17 protein-coding genes are annotated in these 15,554 nt (G+C 73.1%); 11 read left to right on the forward strand and 6 right to left on the reverse strand.

Going from position 1 to position 15,554, the window contains the following annotated elements; translation table 11 throughout:
• Positions 1–148 precede the first annotated feature (148 nt).
• The 3 genes from K7472_RS15580 (at position 149) to K7472_RS15590 (ending at position 3,118) form a co-directional block, all read left to right on the forward strand.
• Positions 149–658, forward strand: a complete 510-nt coding sequence (locus K7472_RS15580; protein ID WP_222978515.1) for a DUF4240 domain-containing protein — start codon at positions 149–151, stop codon at positions 656–658.
• Between the two features lie 89 nt (positions 659–747).
• Positions 748–1,632, forward strand: coding sequence for a TIGR01777 family oxidoreductase (locus K7472_RS15585; protein WP_222978332.1), 885 nt, complete (start codon positions 748–750; stop codon positions 1,630–1,632).
• Between the two features lie 184 nt (positions 1,633–1,816).
• Positions 1,817–3,118, forward strand: coding sequence for an NAD(P)/FAD-dependent oxidoreductase (locus K7472_RS15590; protein ID WP_308013930.1), 1,302 nt, complete (start codon positions 1,817–1,819; stop codon positions 3,116–3,118).
• Between the two features lie 41 nt (positions 3,119–3,159).
• On the opposite strand, the gene K7472_RS15595 is transcribed toward K7472_RS15590, so the two are convergent.
• Positions 3,160–4,623, reverse strand: coding sequence for an NsdA family TPR-like regulatory protein (locus tag K7472_RS15595; RefSeq protein ID WP_222978334.1), 1,464 nt, complete (start codon positions 4,621–4,623; stop codon positions 3,160–3,162).
• Positions 4,624–4,967: 344 nt separating this feature from the next.
• Here K7472_RS15595 and lipB point away from each other — a divergent pair, with 344 nt between their 5' ends.
• The 4 genes from lipB (at position 4,968) to K7472_RS15615 (ending at position 8,032) form a co-directional block, all read left to right on the forward strand.
• A complete protein-coding gene (gene lipB, locus K7472_RS15600; protein ID WP_222978335.1) occupies positions 4,968–5,750 on the forward strand; it encodes a lipoyl(octanoyl) transferase LipB in 783 nt (260 codons plus the stop codon).
• 174 nt (positions 5,751–5,924) lie between these two features.
• On the forward strand, positions 5,925–6,893 hold the full coding sequence (gene lipA / locus K7472_RS15605) for a lipoyl synthase (RefSeq protein ID WP_222978336.1): 969 nt from the start codon (positions 5,925–5,927) through the stop codon (positions 6,891–6,893).
• Positions 6,894–7,031: 138 nt separating this feature from the next.
• Positions 7,032–7,292 carry an SCO2195 family GlnR-regulated protein gene (locus K7472_RS15610; protein WP_222978337.1) on the forward strand — a complete coding sequence of 87 codons (261 nt, stop codon included), beginning with the start codon at positions 7,032–7,034 and terminating at the stop codon, positions 7,290–7,292.
• 47 nt (positions 7,293–7,339) lie between these two features.
• Positions 7,340–8,032: a DUF4191 domain-containing protein gene (locus tag K7472_RS15615; protein WP_222978338.1), complete on the forward strand. Its 693-nt coding sequence runs from the start codon at positions 7,340–7,342 to the stop codon at positions 8,030–8,032.
• Between the two features lie 116 nt (positions 8,033–8,148).
• On the opposite strand, the gene K7472_RS15620 is transcribed toward K7472_RS15615, so the two are convergent.
• Positions 8,149–8,616 carry an RDD family protein gene (locus tag K7472_RS15620; RefSeq protein WP_222978339.1) on the reverse strand — a complete coding sequence of 156 codons (468 nt, stop codon included), beginning with the start codon at positions 8,614–8,616 and terminating at the stop codon, positions 8,149–8,151.
• Between the two features lie 210 nt (positions 8,617–8,826).
• On the opposite strand from K7472_RS15620, the gene glnA reads away from it, so the two are divergent.
• The 3 genes from glnA to K7472_RS15635 all read left to right on the forward strand — a co-directional run bounded on the left by glnA (position 8,827) and on the right by K7472_RS15635 (position 11,043).
• A complete protein-coding gene (gene glnA / locus K7472_RS15625; protein ID WP_222978340.1) occupies positions 8,827–10,236 on the forward strand; it encodes a type I glutamate--ammonia ligase in 1,410 nt (469 codons plus the stop codon).
• Positions 10,237–10,531: 295 nt separating this feature from the next.
• Positions 10,532–10,789 carry a type II toxin-antitoxin system Phd/YefM family antitoxin gene (locus K7472_RS15630; RefSeq protein ID WP_222978342.1) on the forward strand — a complete coding sequence of 86 codons (258 nt, stop codon included), beginning with the start codon at positions 10,532–10,534 and terminating at the stop codon, positions 10,787–10,789.
• The gene (locus tag K7472_RS15635) at positions 10,786–11,043 is read left to right on the forward strand and encodes a Txe/YoeB family addiction module toxin (RefSeq protein ID WP_222978344.1); all 258 of its coding nucleotides are present in this window, start codon (positions 10,786–10,788) and stop codon (positions 11,041–11,043) included. The genes K7472_RS15630 and K7472_RS15635 overlap by 4 nt, the downstream gene beginning before the upstream one ends.
• Before the next feature lie 36 nt (positions 11,044–11,079).
• On the opposite strand, the gene K7472_RS15640 is transcribed toward K7472_RS15635, so the two are convergent.
• Positions 11,080–11,508 carry a MarR family winged helix-turn-helix transcriptional regulator gene (locus K7472_RS15640; protein ID WP_222978352.1) on the reverse strand — a complete coding sequence of 143 codons (429 nt, stop codon included), beginning with the start codon at positions 11,506–11,508 and terminating at the stop codon, positions 11,080–11,082.
• A gap of 103 nt (positions 11,509–11,611) precedes the next feature.
• Between K7472_RS15640 and K7472_RS15645 the strand changes: the two genes are divergently transcribed.
• On the forward strand, positions 11,612–12,568 hold the full coding sequence (locus tag K7472_RS15645; protein ID WP_222978354.1) for a quinone oxidoreductase family protein: 957 nt from the start codon (positions 11,612–11,614) through the stop codon (positions 12,566–12,568).
• A 74-nt stretch (positions 12,569–12,642) separates the two neighbouring features.
• Here the strand turns inward: K7472_RS15645 and K7472_RS15650 are convergent, their stop codons facing one another.
• Genes K7472_RS15650 through K7472_RS15660 form a run of 3 tightly spaced genes read right to left on the reverse strand, consistent with a single transcriptional unit; the run spans position 12,643 to position 15,501 of the window.
• Positions 12,643–13,893 (reverse strand): MBL fold metallo-hydrolase, encoded by a 1,251-nt coding sequence (locus K7472_RS15650; protein ID WP_222978356.1) that lies wholly within the window; start codon positions 13,891–13,893, stop codon positions 12,643–12,645.
• Positions 13,884–14,723, reverse strand: coding sequence for an HAD family hydrolase (locus tag K7472_RS15655; protein WP_222978358.1), 840 nt, complete (start codon positions 14,721–14,723; stop codon positions 13,884–13,886). The genes K7472_RS15650 and K7472_RS15655 overlap by 10 nt, the downstream gene beginning before the upstream one ends.
• Positions 14,716–15,501 carry a carbohydrate ABC transporter permease gene (locus K7472_RS15660; RefSeq protein ID WP_222978360.1) on the reverse strand — a complete coding sequence of 262 codons (786 nt, stop codon included), beginning with the start codon at positions 15,499–15,501 and terminating at the stop codon, positions 14,716–14,718. The genes K7472_RS15655 and K7472_RS15660 overlap by 8 nt, the downstream gene beginning before the upstream one ends.
• Positions 15,502–15,554: the final 53 nt, after the last annotated feature.

The raw sequence follows: 15,554 nt of genomic DNA on the forward strand, positions 1-15,554 counted from the left end.
TCCCCGCGAGGGGCCCGGGACCACGCCCGTTTCCGCGCCGGGACGAGGAGCCCGGACCGCACGCCGGGTTCCGGCTGCGTAACGACACGGGCGCGGACGGTCCACTCCGGGTGCAACGCGGCCCGCGAGCCAGGATCCTGGTGGCGTGATGGACGAGACGGAGTTCTGGGAGATCGTCGACCGGGCACGCCAGGACGCGGACGGCGACCCGGAGGAGCACGCCGACCTGGTGGTCGAACGGCTGACCCAGCTGGACCCGGACGCCGTGCTGGACTTCGCCCGCCACTTCGACTCCCGCGTCAACCGCGCCTACACCTGGGAGCTGTGGGGCGCCGCCGCGCTGCTGCTGGGCGACCCGGGCGAGGACGCGTTCGAGGACTTCCGCTGCTGGCTGGTCGGCCAGGGGCGGCACGTGTACGAGGGCGCCGTGCACCATCCGGACGACCTCCCCTCGCTGGTGGACTTCGAGACCGGCCCGGACGGCGACGGCGAGGAGCTGGGGTACGCCGCCGACGAGGCGTACGAGCAGCTGACCGGCGTCCGCCTGCCCGACCTCGGCATGCGGCCCCCGTCGGAGCCGGAGGGCGAGGCGCTGGACCTGACCGACGCGGACGCGATGCGCGAGCGGTACCCGACGCTTTGGGAGCGCTACGGCTGACGGTGGGGCGTGGCGGCACACGGCCGCCCGAGGGTCCTTCCCGGTGTCCCTCCGCCGTGATCCGAGCGCGCTGCGGGCAGGATGACCCCATGCGCATCGTGGTCACCGGCTCGGCCGGTCTCATCGGCTCCGCACTCGTCCGCTCGCTGACCGCGGACGGCCACCAGGTGACCCGGCTGGTCCGCCGGGAGCCCACCGCCCCGGACGAGGCCCGCTGGGACCCGGCGCGGCGCGAGGTGGCCCCGGGCTCGCTGGAGGGCTGCGACGCGGTCGTCAACATGGCCGCCGCCGGGGTCGGCGACCAGCGCTGGACGGACGCGTACAAGCGCGAGATCCACGACAGCCGGGTGAACGCCACCGCGACCATCGCCGAGGCGGTCGCCGCGCTGCCGCAGCCGCCCAAGGTCCTGGTCTGCGGCACCGCGATCGGCTTCTACGGCGACACCGGCGAGCGCGAGGTCGACGAGTCCGCGCCGCCCGCGGACGACTTCCTGGCGCGCGTCTGCGTGGACTGGGAGGCCGCCGCCGCGCCCGCCGCGGACGCGGGCGTCCGTACCGTCTTCGCCAGGACCGGCCTGGTCGTGGCCCGCGAGGGCGGCGCGTGGGCCAAGCTCTTCCCGGTGTTCAACGCGGGCATCGGCGGCCGGATGGGCAGCGGGCGGCAGTTCTGGAGCTTCATCGCGCTGCACGACCACATCGCCGCCCTGCGCCACCTCATCGACACCCCCGAGCTGTCCGGCCCGGTCAACCTCACCGGCCCGCGTCCGGTCCGCAACCGCGAGGTCGCGGCGGCGATGGGCCGCGTGCTGCGCCGCCCGGCGCTGGCCGTGGTCCCGGCGCCGGTGCTGCGGCTGGCCCTCGGCGAGTTCTCGGGCAACGTGCTGGGCTCCCAGCGCGTCCTGCCCCGGCGCCTGGAGGAGACCGGCTTCCGCTTCGCGTTCCCCGGCATCGACGAGGCGATCCGCGCCGCCTGACACTCCGTCACCACCTCTCCCCCGGCACCTTTCCGCACCGCATAACGGAGCGCGCGCACCGCGTAACAGGACCGCCAAGTCAGCGTGAATCAGGCGGTATCGGCGGGCGTCGATGCGGGCATGACCCTTCCAGCGCACGAGCACTCGTCAGCGGGGGAAACGAAGGACCTCGGGGAGGGGCACCGTGTCGTCTCACGCACGACAAGCGCACCCGCGTCACACCGACGTGGTCATCGTGGGTGCGGGGCTGGCGGGACTGTCCGCCGCCCACCATCTGATCAACGCGGGCGTCACGGTCACCGTCGTCGAAGCCGCGTCGCGGGTCGGCGGCCGCATGGTCACCGACACCGTGGAGGGCTTCCGCCTGGACCGCGGCAGCCAGCTGCTGTGCACGTCGTACCCGGAGCTGGGCCGCACCCCTGGGCTGTCCGCGCTGCGGCTGCTGCCGCTCACCCCGAGCGGCCCGGCCCCGGCGGGCGCGCGCCGCGGCCACCGGGGGGTCGATCCGCGCGCGGTGTGGGACCGGGCCCGGCTCGGCGCCGCCCTCGGCAGGCTGGCGTCGACGCCCACCGGGCGCCTGCTGGCCCGCCCGGAGACCACCACGGCCACGGCGCTCGCCACCCGCAGCTTCCCGCCCCGCGCGGTCGACTCGCTGCTGCGCCCGCTGCTGGCCTCGCTGCTGCACGACCCGGGCCTTGGCAGTTCCAGCCTCTGCGCGGACCTGGTGCTGCGCGGCTACGCCAAGGGCCGGATCGCGGTGCCCGCGGGCGGCGCCGGGGTGCTGCCGGAGCTGCTGGCCGCCGCGCTGCCGCCGGGGACGGTACGGCTCGGGGTGCGGGCCACCTCCGTCGCGGCGAACACCGTCGGCACCGACCGGGGCGGCCCGATCCCGTGCCGCGCGGCGGTCGTGGCCACCGGGGCCCGCGACGCCTGCGCGCTGCTGCCGGGCCTGCGGCTGCCGGCCTTCCATCCGGTGACCGTCCTGCACCACGAGGCGCCGGAACCGCCGCTGCGCGAGTCGCTGCTGGTCCTCGGCGGCGACCGGGGCGAGCGGGCCCACGCCCTCCCGGCAGGCGGGCGTGGCGGCCCGGTGGCGCACACCATGGTCGCCAGCGCGGTCGACCCGTCACGCGCCCCGGCCGACCGGACACTGGTCACCTCGACGGTGCTGGGCCCCCTCACCGACCAGTTGGAGCCCCGGGTGCGCGCCCACCTCGCCGAGCTGTACGGCACCGACACCTCGCGCTGGCGGCTGCTGGCCGCCCACCACGACCCGGACGCGGTCCCCGCGATGCCGCCGCCGCACGACGTACGACGGCGGGTGCGGGTGCTGTGGGGGCTGTACGTCTGCGGCGACCACCGCGACACCAGCACGGCACAGGGCGCGATGTTCTCCGGGCGGCGGGCGGCCCACCACGTCATGCGGGACTTCGGCATCCGCCCGGGGTACGGCGACACCGCGCGGGAGCTGCCCGCGGTGGCCTGACGCGGTGTCGGGCCAGGGCCACGCGGTGGCCTGACGCGGCGCTACCCCAGGGCCACCCCCACCGCCGCCGCCTTCTCGAAGAAGCCGCGCACCGCGGGCGCCTCGCGGTGGGGGTCGACTCGGCGGGCGAAGTCCCGTACGTACTCCACCGCGCGCAGCGACCGCATCTCGGAGGCCTGCTGGACCGATTCGCAGGCCAGGGCGCACGCCTGGTCCAGCTCGCCCAGGCCCAGCCGGGCGGTGGCCAGCACGACGCGGCAGAACAGCCGGCTGCGGGCGTAGGCCGGGCCGCGCAGTTCCAGCGAGCGTTCGGCGTGCTGGGCGGCGGTCCGGTACTGCTGGAGGTCGCGGTGGCAGTGCCCGAACTCGTCGGCGAGCTGAGCCTCGTCGAAGAACTTCGCCCAGTACGGCGTCTCGTCGCCGGGCCTGGCCGCCTCCAGGGCGCGTTCGGCGCGGGCCAGCGCGGCCACGCACGGGCGGGCCTCCCCCAGTACCCCGTGGCCGCGGGCCTCCGCGGCGTGCAGGAGCGCCTGGACGACCGGCGGGGCGCCCGGGCCCACGCCCTGCTGCGCGACTCTGGCCAGCTGCACCGCCTCGCGGCCGTGGCCGAGGTAGACGGCCTGACGGCTCATGGTGACCAGGACGTAGCCGCCGTAGACCCGGTCGCCCGCCGCCTGCGACAGCCGCAGCGCCTGCACGAAGTACCGCTGGGCCAGGCCGTGGGCGCCGATGTCGTAGGAGGTCCATCCGGCCAGCCTCGTCAGGTCGGCCACCGAGGCGAAGAGCCTGCGGCCCAGCGACTCGCCGTAGGAGCCGCGCAGCATCGGTTCCGACTCGTGTTCCAGGTAGCGCACGAGCGCCTGCCGGGCGTGGCCGCCGCCGTACGCGTTGTCCAGCGAGCGGAACAGCTCGCCGACCGAGCGCAGCGCGTGCACGTCGCCGGCGCTGACCCGGCGGCCCGGCCCGCCGCCCGGCTGCCCGGCGCCGTGCTGCCCGCCGCCCCTCCCGCGGCTCTGCGGCGGTACCCGGGGCGGTGGTTCGGGGGCCGGGCCGCGGGCCACCTGTTCGTCGGCGCGGCCGATGAGCCAGTCGCGGCTGGGCACGACCAGCCCGGCCGGGGTGAAGGCGATGCGGCGCAGTTCCGCCGTACTGCCGGTGTCCTTGCGCCACAGGCCGCCCACGATGTCCACCGCCTCCTGCGGGGTGGCCGCGAACTCCAGGCCCGCGTAGACCGGCGCGCAGGCGTCCAGGCCGACGTCCTGGGCGGACAGCCTGCGGCCGAGGCGGCGGGTGAAGACCTCGGCGATCAGGGCGGGGGTGGTGCCGCGTGGCTGCTGGCCGCGCAGCCACCGGGTGACCGAGGTCTTGTCGTACCGCAGGTCGAGGCCGTGTTCGACGCCGAGCTGGTCGACGCGGCGGGCGAGTCCCGCGTTGGAGAAGCCGGCTTCGGCGATCAGTGAGGCGAGTTGGCGGTTGGGCGTGCGCTGCGAGGTTCGTTCCGTCATGTGTGGTGCGGTCCCCTCCCCGGGAGGGCGGCGGTCGGTGCGGGTGGCTCTGGGTCGCTCGGGAGCGGCTGTCGGCCGCTCGGGGTGGCTGGTGGGCCTCGGTGTCCGGCGGGGGTGCGTCGTGCCCGGTAGGCGGCCGGGAACGGCGCGAATGTAGTCGTAAGCTCCGCCGCGATCATCCGGTGAGACGCGCATTCGCCGGAACGGGTGAACCACCTTCCGCGCCGCGACGGAACGCCCCCTTCCGCCGGGGAGCGCGTGGTATCGCGGCGGCCGCCTCCGGAACGCGCCGGTCCGCGCCGTACAGTGGATCCGGCGTGAGAGCTGAGACCCAAGGAGCCGCCGTGAGTGACCTGCGCTTCGTCCACCTCGGATTCGGGCCGGATGCGGTCGAGTACACGGCGGCCTGGCAGGAGCAGCGCCGGGTGCACGCCGCGCGCTTCGCCGACGAGGTGCCGGACACCGTCCTGATGCTGGAGCACCCGCCGGTCTACACCGCGGGCCGCCGCACCGAGGACAGCGAGCGCCCGCTGGACGGCACGCCGGTCGTCGACGTGGACCGCGGCGGCAAGATCACCTGGCACGGCCCGGGCCAGCTGGTCGGCTACCCGATCCTGAAGCTGCCCCGCCCGGTGGACGTGATCGCGCACGTGCGGCGGCTGGAGGAGGCGCTGATCCTGACCTGCGCGGAGTTCGGCCTGGAGACCACCCGGATCGAGGGCCGCAGCGGCGTGTGGGTGCTGGGCGACCCGGTGGAGTCCCGCCCCGCGATCCCCGGCCTCACCCTGGACTTCGACCCGCGACTTCAGGACGAGGAGTTCGACCCGCGGCTGAACGGTCCCGAGTACGCCCCGTCCAACGCGGGCCAGCGGCGCGAGGACCGCAAGCTGGCGGCGATCGGCATCCGGATCGCCAAGGGCGTCTCGATGCACGGCTTCGCGATCAACTGCGACCCGGACAACACCTGGTTCGACCGCATCGTGCCGTGCGGCATCCGCGACGCGGGCGTCACCTCGCTCTCAGGCGAGCTGGGCCGCGCCGTCGGCGTGGCGGAGGTGCTGCCGGTGGTGGAGAAGCACCTGCGGGCGGTCCTGGAGTCGACGGAGCCGCTGCCGCGCGCGGTCTGAGGCCCACCGGCCCCCGGGAGGCCGTCGTCGCGTCGCACGTCCCCCGGCTCACCCGTTCGGGGGAATGCCTCCGCGATCCGGTGGGTTGGCTCGGAGGAAGAGCACGCAAAACATCGGGCGTACGCTGGTCTACGCCGAAGAATCGAATGCCCCGCCAAGCAAGGAGTGCCGGACGTGTCCGCTGTCGCACCCGACGGCCGCAAGCTGTTGCGTCTTGAGGTCCGGAACAGCCAGACCCCCATCGAGCGCAAGCCCGAGTGGATCAAGACCAGGGCGAAGATGGGGCCCGAGTACCGCGAGCTGAGCGGACTCGTCAAGCGCGAGGGCCTGCACACCGTCTGCCAGGAAGCGGGCTGCCCCAACATCTACGAGTGCTGGGAGGACCGCGAGGCGACGTTCCTCATCGGCGGCGACCAGTGCACCCGGCGGTGCGACTTCTGCCAGATCGACACCGGCAAGCCGGCCGCGCTCGACCGTGACGAGCCGCGCCGCGTCGGCGAGTCCGTCGTCACGATGGACCTCAACTACGCCACCATCACCGGCGTCGCCCGCGACGACCTGGAGGACGGCGGCGCCTGGCTGTACGCGGAGACGGTGCGGCAGATCCACGCGATGACGGCGGGCCGCGACGGCGGGCACACCAAGGTCGAGCTGCTCATCCCGGACTTCAACGCGGTGCCCGAGCAGCTGGCCGAGGTCTTCTCCTCGCGCCCCGAGGTGCTCGCGCACAACGTCGAGACGGTCCCGCGCATCTTCAAGCGCATCCGCCCCGGCTTCCGCTACGAGCGCTCCCTGGAGGTCATCACCCGCGCGCGCGAGGCGGGCCTGGTCACCAAGTCCAACCTGATCCTCGGCATGGGTGAGACCCGCGAGGAGATCAGCGAGGCGCTCCAGGACCTGTACGACGCGGGCTGCGAGCTGATCACCATCACGCAGTACCTGCGCCCGAGCGTGCGGCACCACCCGGTGGAGCGCTGGGTGAAGCCGCAGGAGTTCGTCGAGCTGAAGGAAGAGGCCGAGGAGATCGGCTACGCGGGCGTCATGTCGGGCCCGCTGGTGCGCTCCTCGTACCGCGCGGGGCGGCTCTTCCAGCAGGCGGTCGAGGCCCGCGAGGCGGCCGCCGCGACGCCGCAGGCGGTCTGAGGACGAGCCTTCGGGCGACCGGATCGCGACAGCGTTTCATCAGCGTTTGACCGGCCGGTCACCGACTGGTAACACAATGTGGTGATTATGGGTATGCACACGGCTCACGCGTTCCATCCGGCCTGAGGGAGACCCGCCATGCAGGCGCACCCCGCCTACGCACGCCCCGCCACCCGCACCGCCGCCCCCGCGGGCGTCGCCGCGCCCGTCTCGGTCGGCGGCGCCCTGCGCGCGGTCGAGGCGTTCCTGATGCGCGGCGGCCAGCGCACGGCCCGCCGCAACGCCTGGAGCGCGGTCCTGGAGGACCGCAGGCGGGCGGAGGACCGTCGCGTGGCGCAGCACGTCCTGGAGACGCTGGACGACGCCCCGGCACCGGCCTGGCGGCTCCCGCGGCCGTAGCCCGCCTGGTGGAGCCCCGGCGGTCCGGGGCACGTATCCTGTGCGGCATGGCGAGGAAGGAAACACCCGAGAATCCTGGACGGCTCAAGCAGATCGTCCAGACGTACAAGATGACCCGGCAGATCGACCCCAAGGTCGGCCTCGTCGTAGCGGCAGTGGGCATCGTCACCTTCGGTGTGATCCTCGCCATCGGTTTCGTGATCGGCCACCCCGTCTACGCGGGCATCCTCGGCCTTCTGCTGGGCTTCCTCGCGGCGGCGATCATCTTCGGCCGCAGGGCGGAGAAGGCCGCGTTCGGGCAGATGGAGGGCCAGCCGGGGGCCGCGGCGGCGGTGCTGGACAACGTGCGCGGCTGGACGGTGACGCCGGCCGTGGCGATGACCCGCAACCAGGACGTCGTGCACCGCGCGGTCGGCAAGGCCGGCATCGTGCTGGTCGGCGAGGGCAACCCGAACCGGGTCAAGGGCCTGCTGGCCCAGGAGAAGCGGCGGATGGCCCGGGTCGCGGTGGACGCGCCGGTCACCGACATCATCGTGGGCTCCGACGAGGGCCAGGTCCCGCTGAACAAGATCCGCACCACGCTGCTGAAGCTGCCGCGCGTGCTGGCGGGCCCGAAGGTCACCGAGGTCAACGACCGCCTCAAGGCGCTGGGCGACCTGATGAGCAACATGCCGATCCCCAAGGGCCCGATGCCGCGCAGCGCGCGGATGCCCAAGGGCGGCGGCGGCCGGACGCGCTGAGCGGCGTTTCCGCGTGAGCGTTTCCGCGTGAGCGTTTCCGCGTGACGCGAGAGGGGTGGCGGGGCCGCACGGCCCCGCCACCCCTCTCACTCTTGCGCATCACACGCGGGGTGCCCTCACATCCGGACCTGGACCGCGCCCACCGCCTTGTCGTGCAGGCCGCGGGTGTCGCGGTCCCAGACGGCGGCGGGGACGACCAGGAGCAGCAGGACGGTGCGCACGACGACGGCGAGCGGCCCGAGGCGCTGCCCGTCCACCCGTACCAGCCGCAGCCGCATGATGCGCTTGCCGGGCGTGCAGGCCACCGTGGCGAGGGTCAGCACGCTGACCACGCCGAAGATCGCGAAGGTCCAGTTGTTGGCCGCGGTCGTGCTGCCGTGCGACAGCAGGCCGTAGGCGATCAGCAGGCACAGCGCCCAGTCGATGAAGAGCGCGGCCACCCGCCGCCCGACCGGGGCGACCGACCCCGGCCCCTCCTTCGGAAGGCCGAGGCGCTCACCGCGGTAACCGAAGTCGGCGCCCATCTGCTCGGCCGCCGCGCGCGGTCCGGAGATCCACGATCCCAAAGCTTCCCGTTTGTCCACCCGACAACGGTACTGCGACGGCTCCGGGCCACTCCCCCGGCCCCCGGTCATCATTCGCACGGTCTCCCGCGTGCCCGGTTAACGTCTGCGAAACAAATGGGTCATGCTTGGGAAATGCCCGCTTCCTAGGGTCGGCACCACAGGGCGCCACCGCACTGGCCGCGCTGCCGAGCAACCCCGTGCCGCACGGCCCGGGCGAGGAGGAGTTGGATGTTCCAGAACGCCGACGAGGCCAACAAGTTCCTGCGGGACGAGGACGTGAAGTTCGTCGACGTCCGCTTCTGCGACCTGCCGGGCGTGATGCAGCACTTCACCGTGCCGGTCGAGGCCTTCGACCCGACCGAGGACCTCGCCTTCGACGGCTCCTCGATCCGCGGCTTCCAGGCCATCCACGAGTCCGACATGGCTCTGCGCGCCGACCTGTCGACCGCCCGGGTGGACCCGTTCCGCAAGGACAAGACGGTCAACATCAACTTCTTCATCCACGACCCGATCACCGGCGAGCAGTACAGCCGTGACCCGCGGAACGTGGCGAAGAAGGCGGAGGCCTACCTCGCCTCCACCGGCATCGCCGACACCGCGTACTTCGGCCCCGAGGCCGAGTTCTACGTCTTCGACAGCGTGCGGTTCGACACCAAGTCCAACGAGTCGTTCTACGCCATCGACTCCGAGGCGGGCGCCTGGAACACCGGCGCGCTGGAGGACAACCGCGGCTACAAGGTCCGCTACAAGGGCGGCTACTTCCCGGCCCCGCCGGTCGACCACTTCGCCGACCTGCGCGCGGAGATCTCCCTGGAGCTGGACAAGGCCGGCCTGAAGGTCGAGCGCCAGCACCACGAGGTCGGCACCGCGGGCCAGGCGGAGATCAACTACAAGTTCAACACGCTGCTGGCCGCCGCGGACGACCTGATGCTCTTCAAGTACATCGTGAAGAACGTCGCCTGGCGCAACGGCAAGACCGCCACCTTCATGCCCAAGCCGATCTTCGGCGACAACGGCTCCGGCATGCACTGCCACCAGTCGCTGTGGCAGGGCGGCTCCCCGCTCTTCTACGACGAGCAGGGCTACGCGGGCCTGTCCGACACCGCCCGCTTCTACATCGGCGGCATCCTCAAGCACGCCCCGTCGCTGCTGGCGTTCACCAACCCGACGGTGAACTCCTACCACCGCCTGGTCCCCGGCTTCGAGGCCCCGGTCAACCTGGTCTACTCGCAGCGCAACCGCTCGGCCGCGATCCGCATCCCGATCACCGGTGCCAACCCGAAGGCCAAGCGCATCGAGTTCCGCGCCCCGGACCCGTCCTCCAACCCGTACCTGGCCTTCTCGGCCCTGCTGCTGGCGGGTCTGGACGGCATCAAGAACAAGATCGAGCCCGCCGAGCCGGTCGACAAGGACCTCTACGAGCTGGCCCCCGAGGAGCACGCGGGCGTCCCGCAGGTCCCGACCTCCCTCCCCGCGGTCCTCGACGCCCTCGAGGCGGACCACGAGTACCTGCTCCAGGGCGGCGTCTTCACCCAGGACCTGATCGAGACCTGGGTCGACTACAAGCGCGTCAACGAAATCGCCCCGATGCAGCTGCGCCCGCACCCGCACGAGTTCGAGCTGTACTTCGACATCTAGGATCGCCGCGGGTCGGAGCGGGCATCCGCTCCGACCCGCCGCCGTTCGTGGGCCGTGGGCCGTGCTCCTCCGAGGTGGGGGGCACGGCCCACGGCCGTCTCATTGCCCGGCTCAGCGCTTCAGTGTGGAGGTGAAGTCGCCGAAGAGCCTGCCGGTCAGCCGTACCGCCGAGACGGGCCTGCCCTCGGTGATCAGCTCACACCTGACCACGCCGCGATCAGGGCCCGCGGCGGCAGCGCTTGCGGCTCGGTCACCACTTGCGCACAGTTTCTTGTACAAGAGAGGGGGGCGCGTCATGAAGACGATGACCTATTCCGAGTCCCGTGCGCGCTACGCCGAGGTACTCAACTCCGTCAATGACGACCGCGAAGAAGTCGTCATCACCAGGGCCGGACACGATCCCGTCGTCATCGTCTCGCTGGCCGACTACGAGTCCCTCAAGGAGACGGCCTACCTCCTGCGGAGCCCCGCGAACGCCCGTCGGCTGCTCGCATCCATCGAGGAGCTGGAGAACGGCGGCGGCACGGTGCGCGACCTGGCGACCGAGGAGTGAAGATCACGTTCGCCTCCCGGGCGTGGGAGGACTACCTGTGGTGGCAGCTCCAGGACCGCAAGGTCCTCAAGCGGATCAACACCCTGGTCGCGGACATCGCCCGGAACGGCAACGAGGGCATCGGCAAACCGGAGCCGCTCGAGCACGGGTTCCAGGGCTATTGGTCGCGCCGCATCACTGATGAGCACCGACTGGCCTACAAGGCCACCGAGGACACCGTTCTCATCGCGCAATGCCGCTACCACCACGAGTGACGGAGGGCGGACAGCGAGGCCGGGCCGACGATCCGGTCAGGCGTCCTCCGGGGTCGGGAGCAACGCGTCCAGGAGTGGGATGAGTTGATGCTGGGCGGCGGGTGGGAGGGGGCTTGTCAGGGTTGCCATGCGGGCCGCGATCGTTTCGCGGAAGGCGGCTTCGACTCTGCGGCCCTCCGGGGTGAGTTCGATGCGCGTCGCCCGCCGGTCGCCTGGGGTGGGGACCCTGCGGACCAGGCCCCTGCGTTCGGCTCGGTCGATCAGGCCCGTCAGGCTGGACTTCTCCACGCCCAGCAGCCTCGCCAGCTCCGCCATCAACGGGGTGCGGCCCTGGAGGACGCCCAGGAGTCTGGCCTGGGCGGGGGCCGTGTCGTGGTCCGCGCAGGCGCGGTCGAAGACGGACTGGATCAGGAACGACAACGGGACCAGGCGGTCGGCCAGAGCCCGGGCCTGCGAGGGCGTCATACGTGAGGGCTCCGTTCGCGCGGGCGCACACTTGCGTAAAGTTCGTTACACGAACAGTATGGGTGACGTACTAACGCGATGCAAACGCCCTAGGAGTCCCGCCATGCATGCCGCCGTCGTCCACGCCTACGGGGAAGCGCCCCGTTACGAGTCCCTTCCCGACCCCGAGGCCGCCCCCGGCGAGGTGATCGTCGACGTGGTGGCCGCGGGGCTGCATCCGCTGGTGCGGTCGGTGGCCTCGGGCAGGCACTACACCAGCGACGGCGCCCTGCCGTTGGTGCCGGGCTTCGACGGGGTCGGGCGCACCCCGGACGGCACACTCGCCTACTTCGCGGGCCGCTCCGGCGGCAACGGCAGCATGGCCGAGCGCGTCGCCGTTCCCGAACGCGCCCTCGTCCCGCTTCCGGACGGGCTCGACCCGGTCGCCGTCGCCGCGTTGATGAACCCGGCGATGTCCGCGTGGCTGGCGCTGCGCGACCGTGCGGGCCTGCGGGCAGGCGAGTCGGTCCTGGTGCTGGGCGCGACCGGCAGCGCGGGCCGCATGGCCGTCCAGCTCGCCCGGCACCTCGGCGCCGCCGAGGTGGTCGCCGCGGGCCGCGACGCCGACGCCCTCGGCCGGCTCACCGCGATCGGCGCCGACCGCACCGTCTCCCTGTCCGCCCCCGACGACGACCTCACCGCCGCCGTGGCGAAGGCCGCCGCCGACGTCGACGTGGTCGTCGACTACGTCTGGGGCCGCCCCGCCGAACTCGCCCTCGCCGCCCTCACCTCCGCCCGCCGCGACAGCGCCCACCCCCTGCGCTGGGTGCACGTCGGCGCCACCGCGGGGCCCACCATCACGCTGCCGGCCGCGACCCTGCGCAAGACCGCCGTGGAGTTCCGGGGCAGCGGCCTCGGCTCGGTCGCACCGGACCGGATGGACGCCGCGCTGCGCGAACTGGTCGCACTGCTGCCGTCCGCCGGCCTCCACGCGGCCACCGCCACCGCGCCCCTGTCCGACGTCCAGCGCGCGTGGGACGCCGAACTGCCCAGCGGGACACGGCTCGTGCTGCTGCCCTGAGGGGACGCCAGGGCGCGCCCCGGACCGCGGCACGGACGGCGCCCGGCCGCCCCGACCCCCGGAGGGGCCCCGCCTCAGACCTCCCGGCCGTCCATGCCGTACGCCACCCCGTACTGCGCGATCACCCGCGTCGTCCCGGTCGGCGGGTGCAGCCGGGTCGGGGCCGTGGTGTGGATGGGGAACAGCACCTGCGGACGGGTGCGCTCCAGCAGGACGTGCAGGTCGTCCTGGGTGGCGTGGCCGGAGCAGCCGATCTGCCGCAGCGGGACCGACAGCGCCGCGAGCCAGTCGGTGAACGGCGCCCAGCGCGGCTCGAAGGGGCCGAGCGGTTCGCCGTTGGCGTGCACGAAGACGCTGTCCGGCCGCCCGGGGCCGACCGGCAGGTCGAGCAGCGCGGGCAGGTCGTCCGGGTCGGGCACGACCACGTAGCCGCCGGGGTCGCCCTGCGGCAGCCCTTCCGCCACGTCGGCCACCCCCAACTCCCGCAGGAACGCGGCGACTCGGGCAGGCCACAGCACCGTGCGCCCGGCGTCCTTCGCCAGCGCCAGGAACTCGTGGACGCGTTCGACGTCACGCGGGTAGAGCGAGAGCAGGACCAGCCCGGGGGTCTCTGCCAGCGCCGCGGCGAAGTCGCGTGCCACGTCGTCCTCGGTCCGTACCGGCCCGGTCATGTCCCAGCCCAGCGTGGTGCCCTCGGTCACCAGCACGTCGCACGCGGCGGCGCGGTCGGCGAACGCCCAGGAACGCTCCGGGTGCCGCCCGTGGAAGCGGATGTCGCCGGTGAACGCGAGCGTGCCGCCGCTGGTGTGCACGAGGTAGCCGGACGCGCCGGGCACGTCGTGGTCGACCGGCACGCACTCCACCCGCATCGGGCCCACGGTGACCTGCTCCCCCGCCGTCAGCCGCCGCCAGTCGGGGTCGCCGCCGGGCAGCCCCTGGCCCGAGGCGTCCAGCGCGCGCAGCACGTCCACGGCGTCGGTGTGCGCGTACACCGGGGTCTCGGGGCGCACCCAGCCCGCGAGGCCGACGTGGTCGATGTGCGGGTGGCTGACGAAGACGGAGGTGGGTTCGGCGGGCGCGGCCAGCGGGTCGCCCTCCGCCAGCACGGCGGGGTCGAAGAGTCCCGGCACGCGCGGCGCCGCCCCCATCCGCAGCCGGTCCGCCAACTCCCGTCCCGGGCGCGGCCGTACGGGCAGCCGGAACAGGTCGGCGCCGGACGGGATGTCCATGCCGATGTCGAGCATCACCCGGTGGCCGCCGTCGCGGATGGTGATCTTGCTTCCGCCGATGACGCCGAGTCCGCCCCAGAACTCGATCAGGACCATGGGGTCAGCTCCTTCGTGGTGTTCCGCGACGCGGACGTGGTGTCCAGACCCGCCCAGGCGCGCAGTGCGGGCAGCAGGCCCTCGATGTCGGGCGCGATCGCGGTGGCCGGGCCGTCCGCGCGGCCGAAGCGGTCGATGTAGCCGGTGGGGACGTCGAGTTCGGCCGCGGGCTCGATGTCGTTGGTCCAGTGGTCGCCGACGGCGAAGAGCGCGCCGGGCTCCCGGGTGGGGTGGTTCTCGCCGACCGCGCCGGACGCGGGGCCGCCGTCGACGCCCGGGCCCAACTCGGCCCGCAGCAGCCTGCGCAGGCCCTCCGGCTTGGCGGTGGAGGAGACGACCATGCTCAGCAACGGGCGCAGTTCCAGCCGGTCGAGCAGCGTGTCCAGGCCCGCGGCCGGACTGTTGGTCGCCAGCACCACCCGCACCCCCCCGCCGCGCAGTGCGGTCAGCAGGTCGCGGTAGCCGCCGGGCACCTCGAGATCGCACGCGTCCGTCGCCATGTGGACGCGGGTGGCGTCGAACGCGGCGTTCAGCGTGTCCAACGTCAACGCGTGCACGCGCAGGCCGAGTTGGGCGACCACGTCCCAGCCGTCGATGGCCCGGCGCAGCACGTCCGCCTCGGCCGGGTTCGCCGAACGCAGCGCGGCGGTCGGCGAACCCAGCTCCAGGTAGCGGTCGACCGCGGCGAGCATGGCGGTGCGGGCGGTCGCCGGCAGGGCGCGGGCGGCGTGGGCCGCGTAGTGGCGGATGGGCGCGTCGCCGCGGTAGAGGGTGCCGTCGAAGTCGGTCACCAGGACGAGCGACGCGGCCTGCGGACGGGGTTCAGCCACGGACGCCTCCGGCGGTGGACATGGCGCCGGTGATGAACTGGCGCTGCAGGACGAGGAAGAAGGCCAGCACCGGCACCGTGGTGAACACCACCGCCGCCGACAGACCGGTGTAGTCGGTGCCGTCGGTCCCGGCGAACGCCGCGAGGCCGACCTCCACCGGCTGCACACCGGGACTGCTGGTCATCAGGAACGGCCACAGGAAGGAGTTCCAGGTGGCGAGGAAGACGTTGATGAGGATGATCACGATCGCCGGGCGGACCAGCGGGACGCCGATCGACCAGAACATCCGCAGCCGCGAGGCGCCGTCCAGCTCGGCGGCGTCGAAGATCTCCTCGGGCAGCCCGGCGAAGAACTGCCGGACCAGGAAGATCCCGAAGACGCTCGCGCCCCACGGGACGATCTGGATCCAGTAGGTGTCCAGCCAGTGGATGTCCTTGGCGATCAGGTAGTCGGGGATGATCAGTACCGTACCGGGGATCATCAGCACCGCCATGACCAGCCCGAACAGCATGTTCCTGCCCCGGAACCGCATCAGCCCGAAGGCGAATCCGGCCAGCAGCGAGGTGGCGAGCGCCAGCGCGGCGGTGGCGCTCGCGATCAGCAGCGTGTTGAGGAACAGCCGCATCCACGGCGCCGCGTCCCACGCCCTGCGGTAGTTGTCGAAGTGCCAGTGCGGCAGCAGGATCGCGGCGAGCGAGCCGTTGTCACTGGCCCGGTTCAGCGAGGCGACGGCCACGTAGTAGAACGGCAGCAGGAACACCAGCGAGACGACCACCACGAGCGCGCTCCGCAGGACCCGGCGGCTCCGGCGGTCTCCGGGACGCGCGGGAA

The organism is Streptantibioticus parmotrematis (genome assembly GCF_019890615.1).
In the GTDB taxonomy this organism is placed as follows: Bacteria; Actinomycetota; Actinomycetes; order Streptomycetales; family Streptomycetaceae; genus Streptantibioticus_D; species Streptantibioticus_D parmotrematis.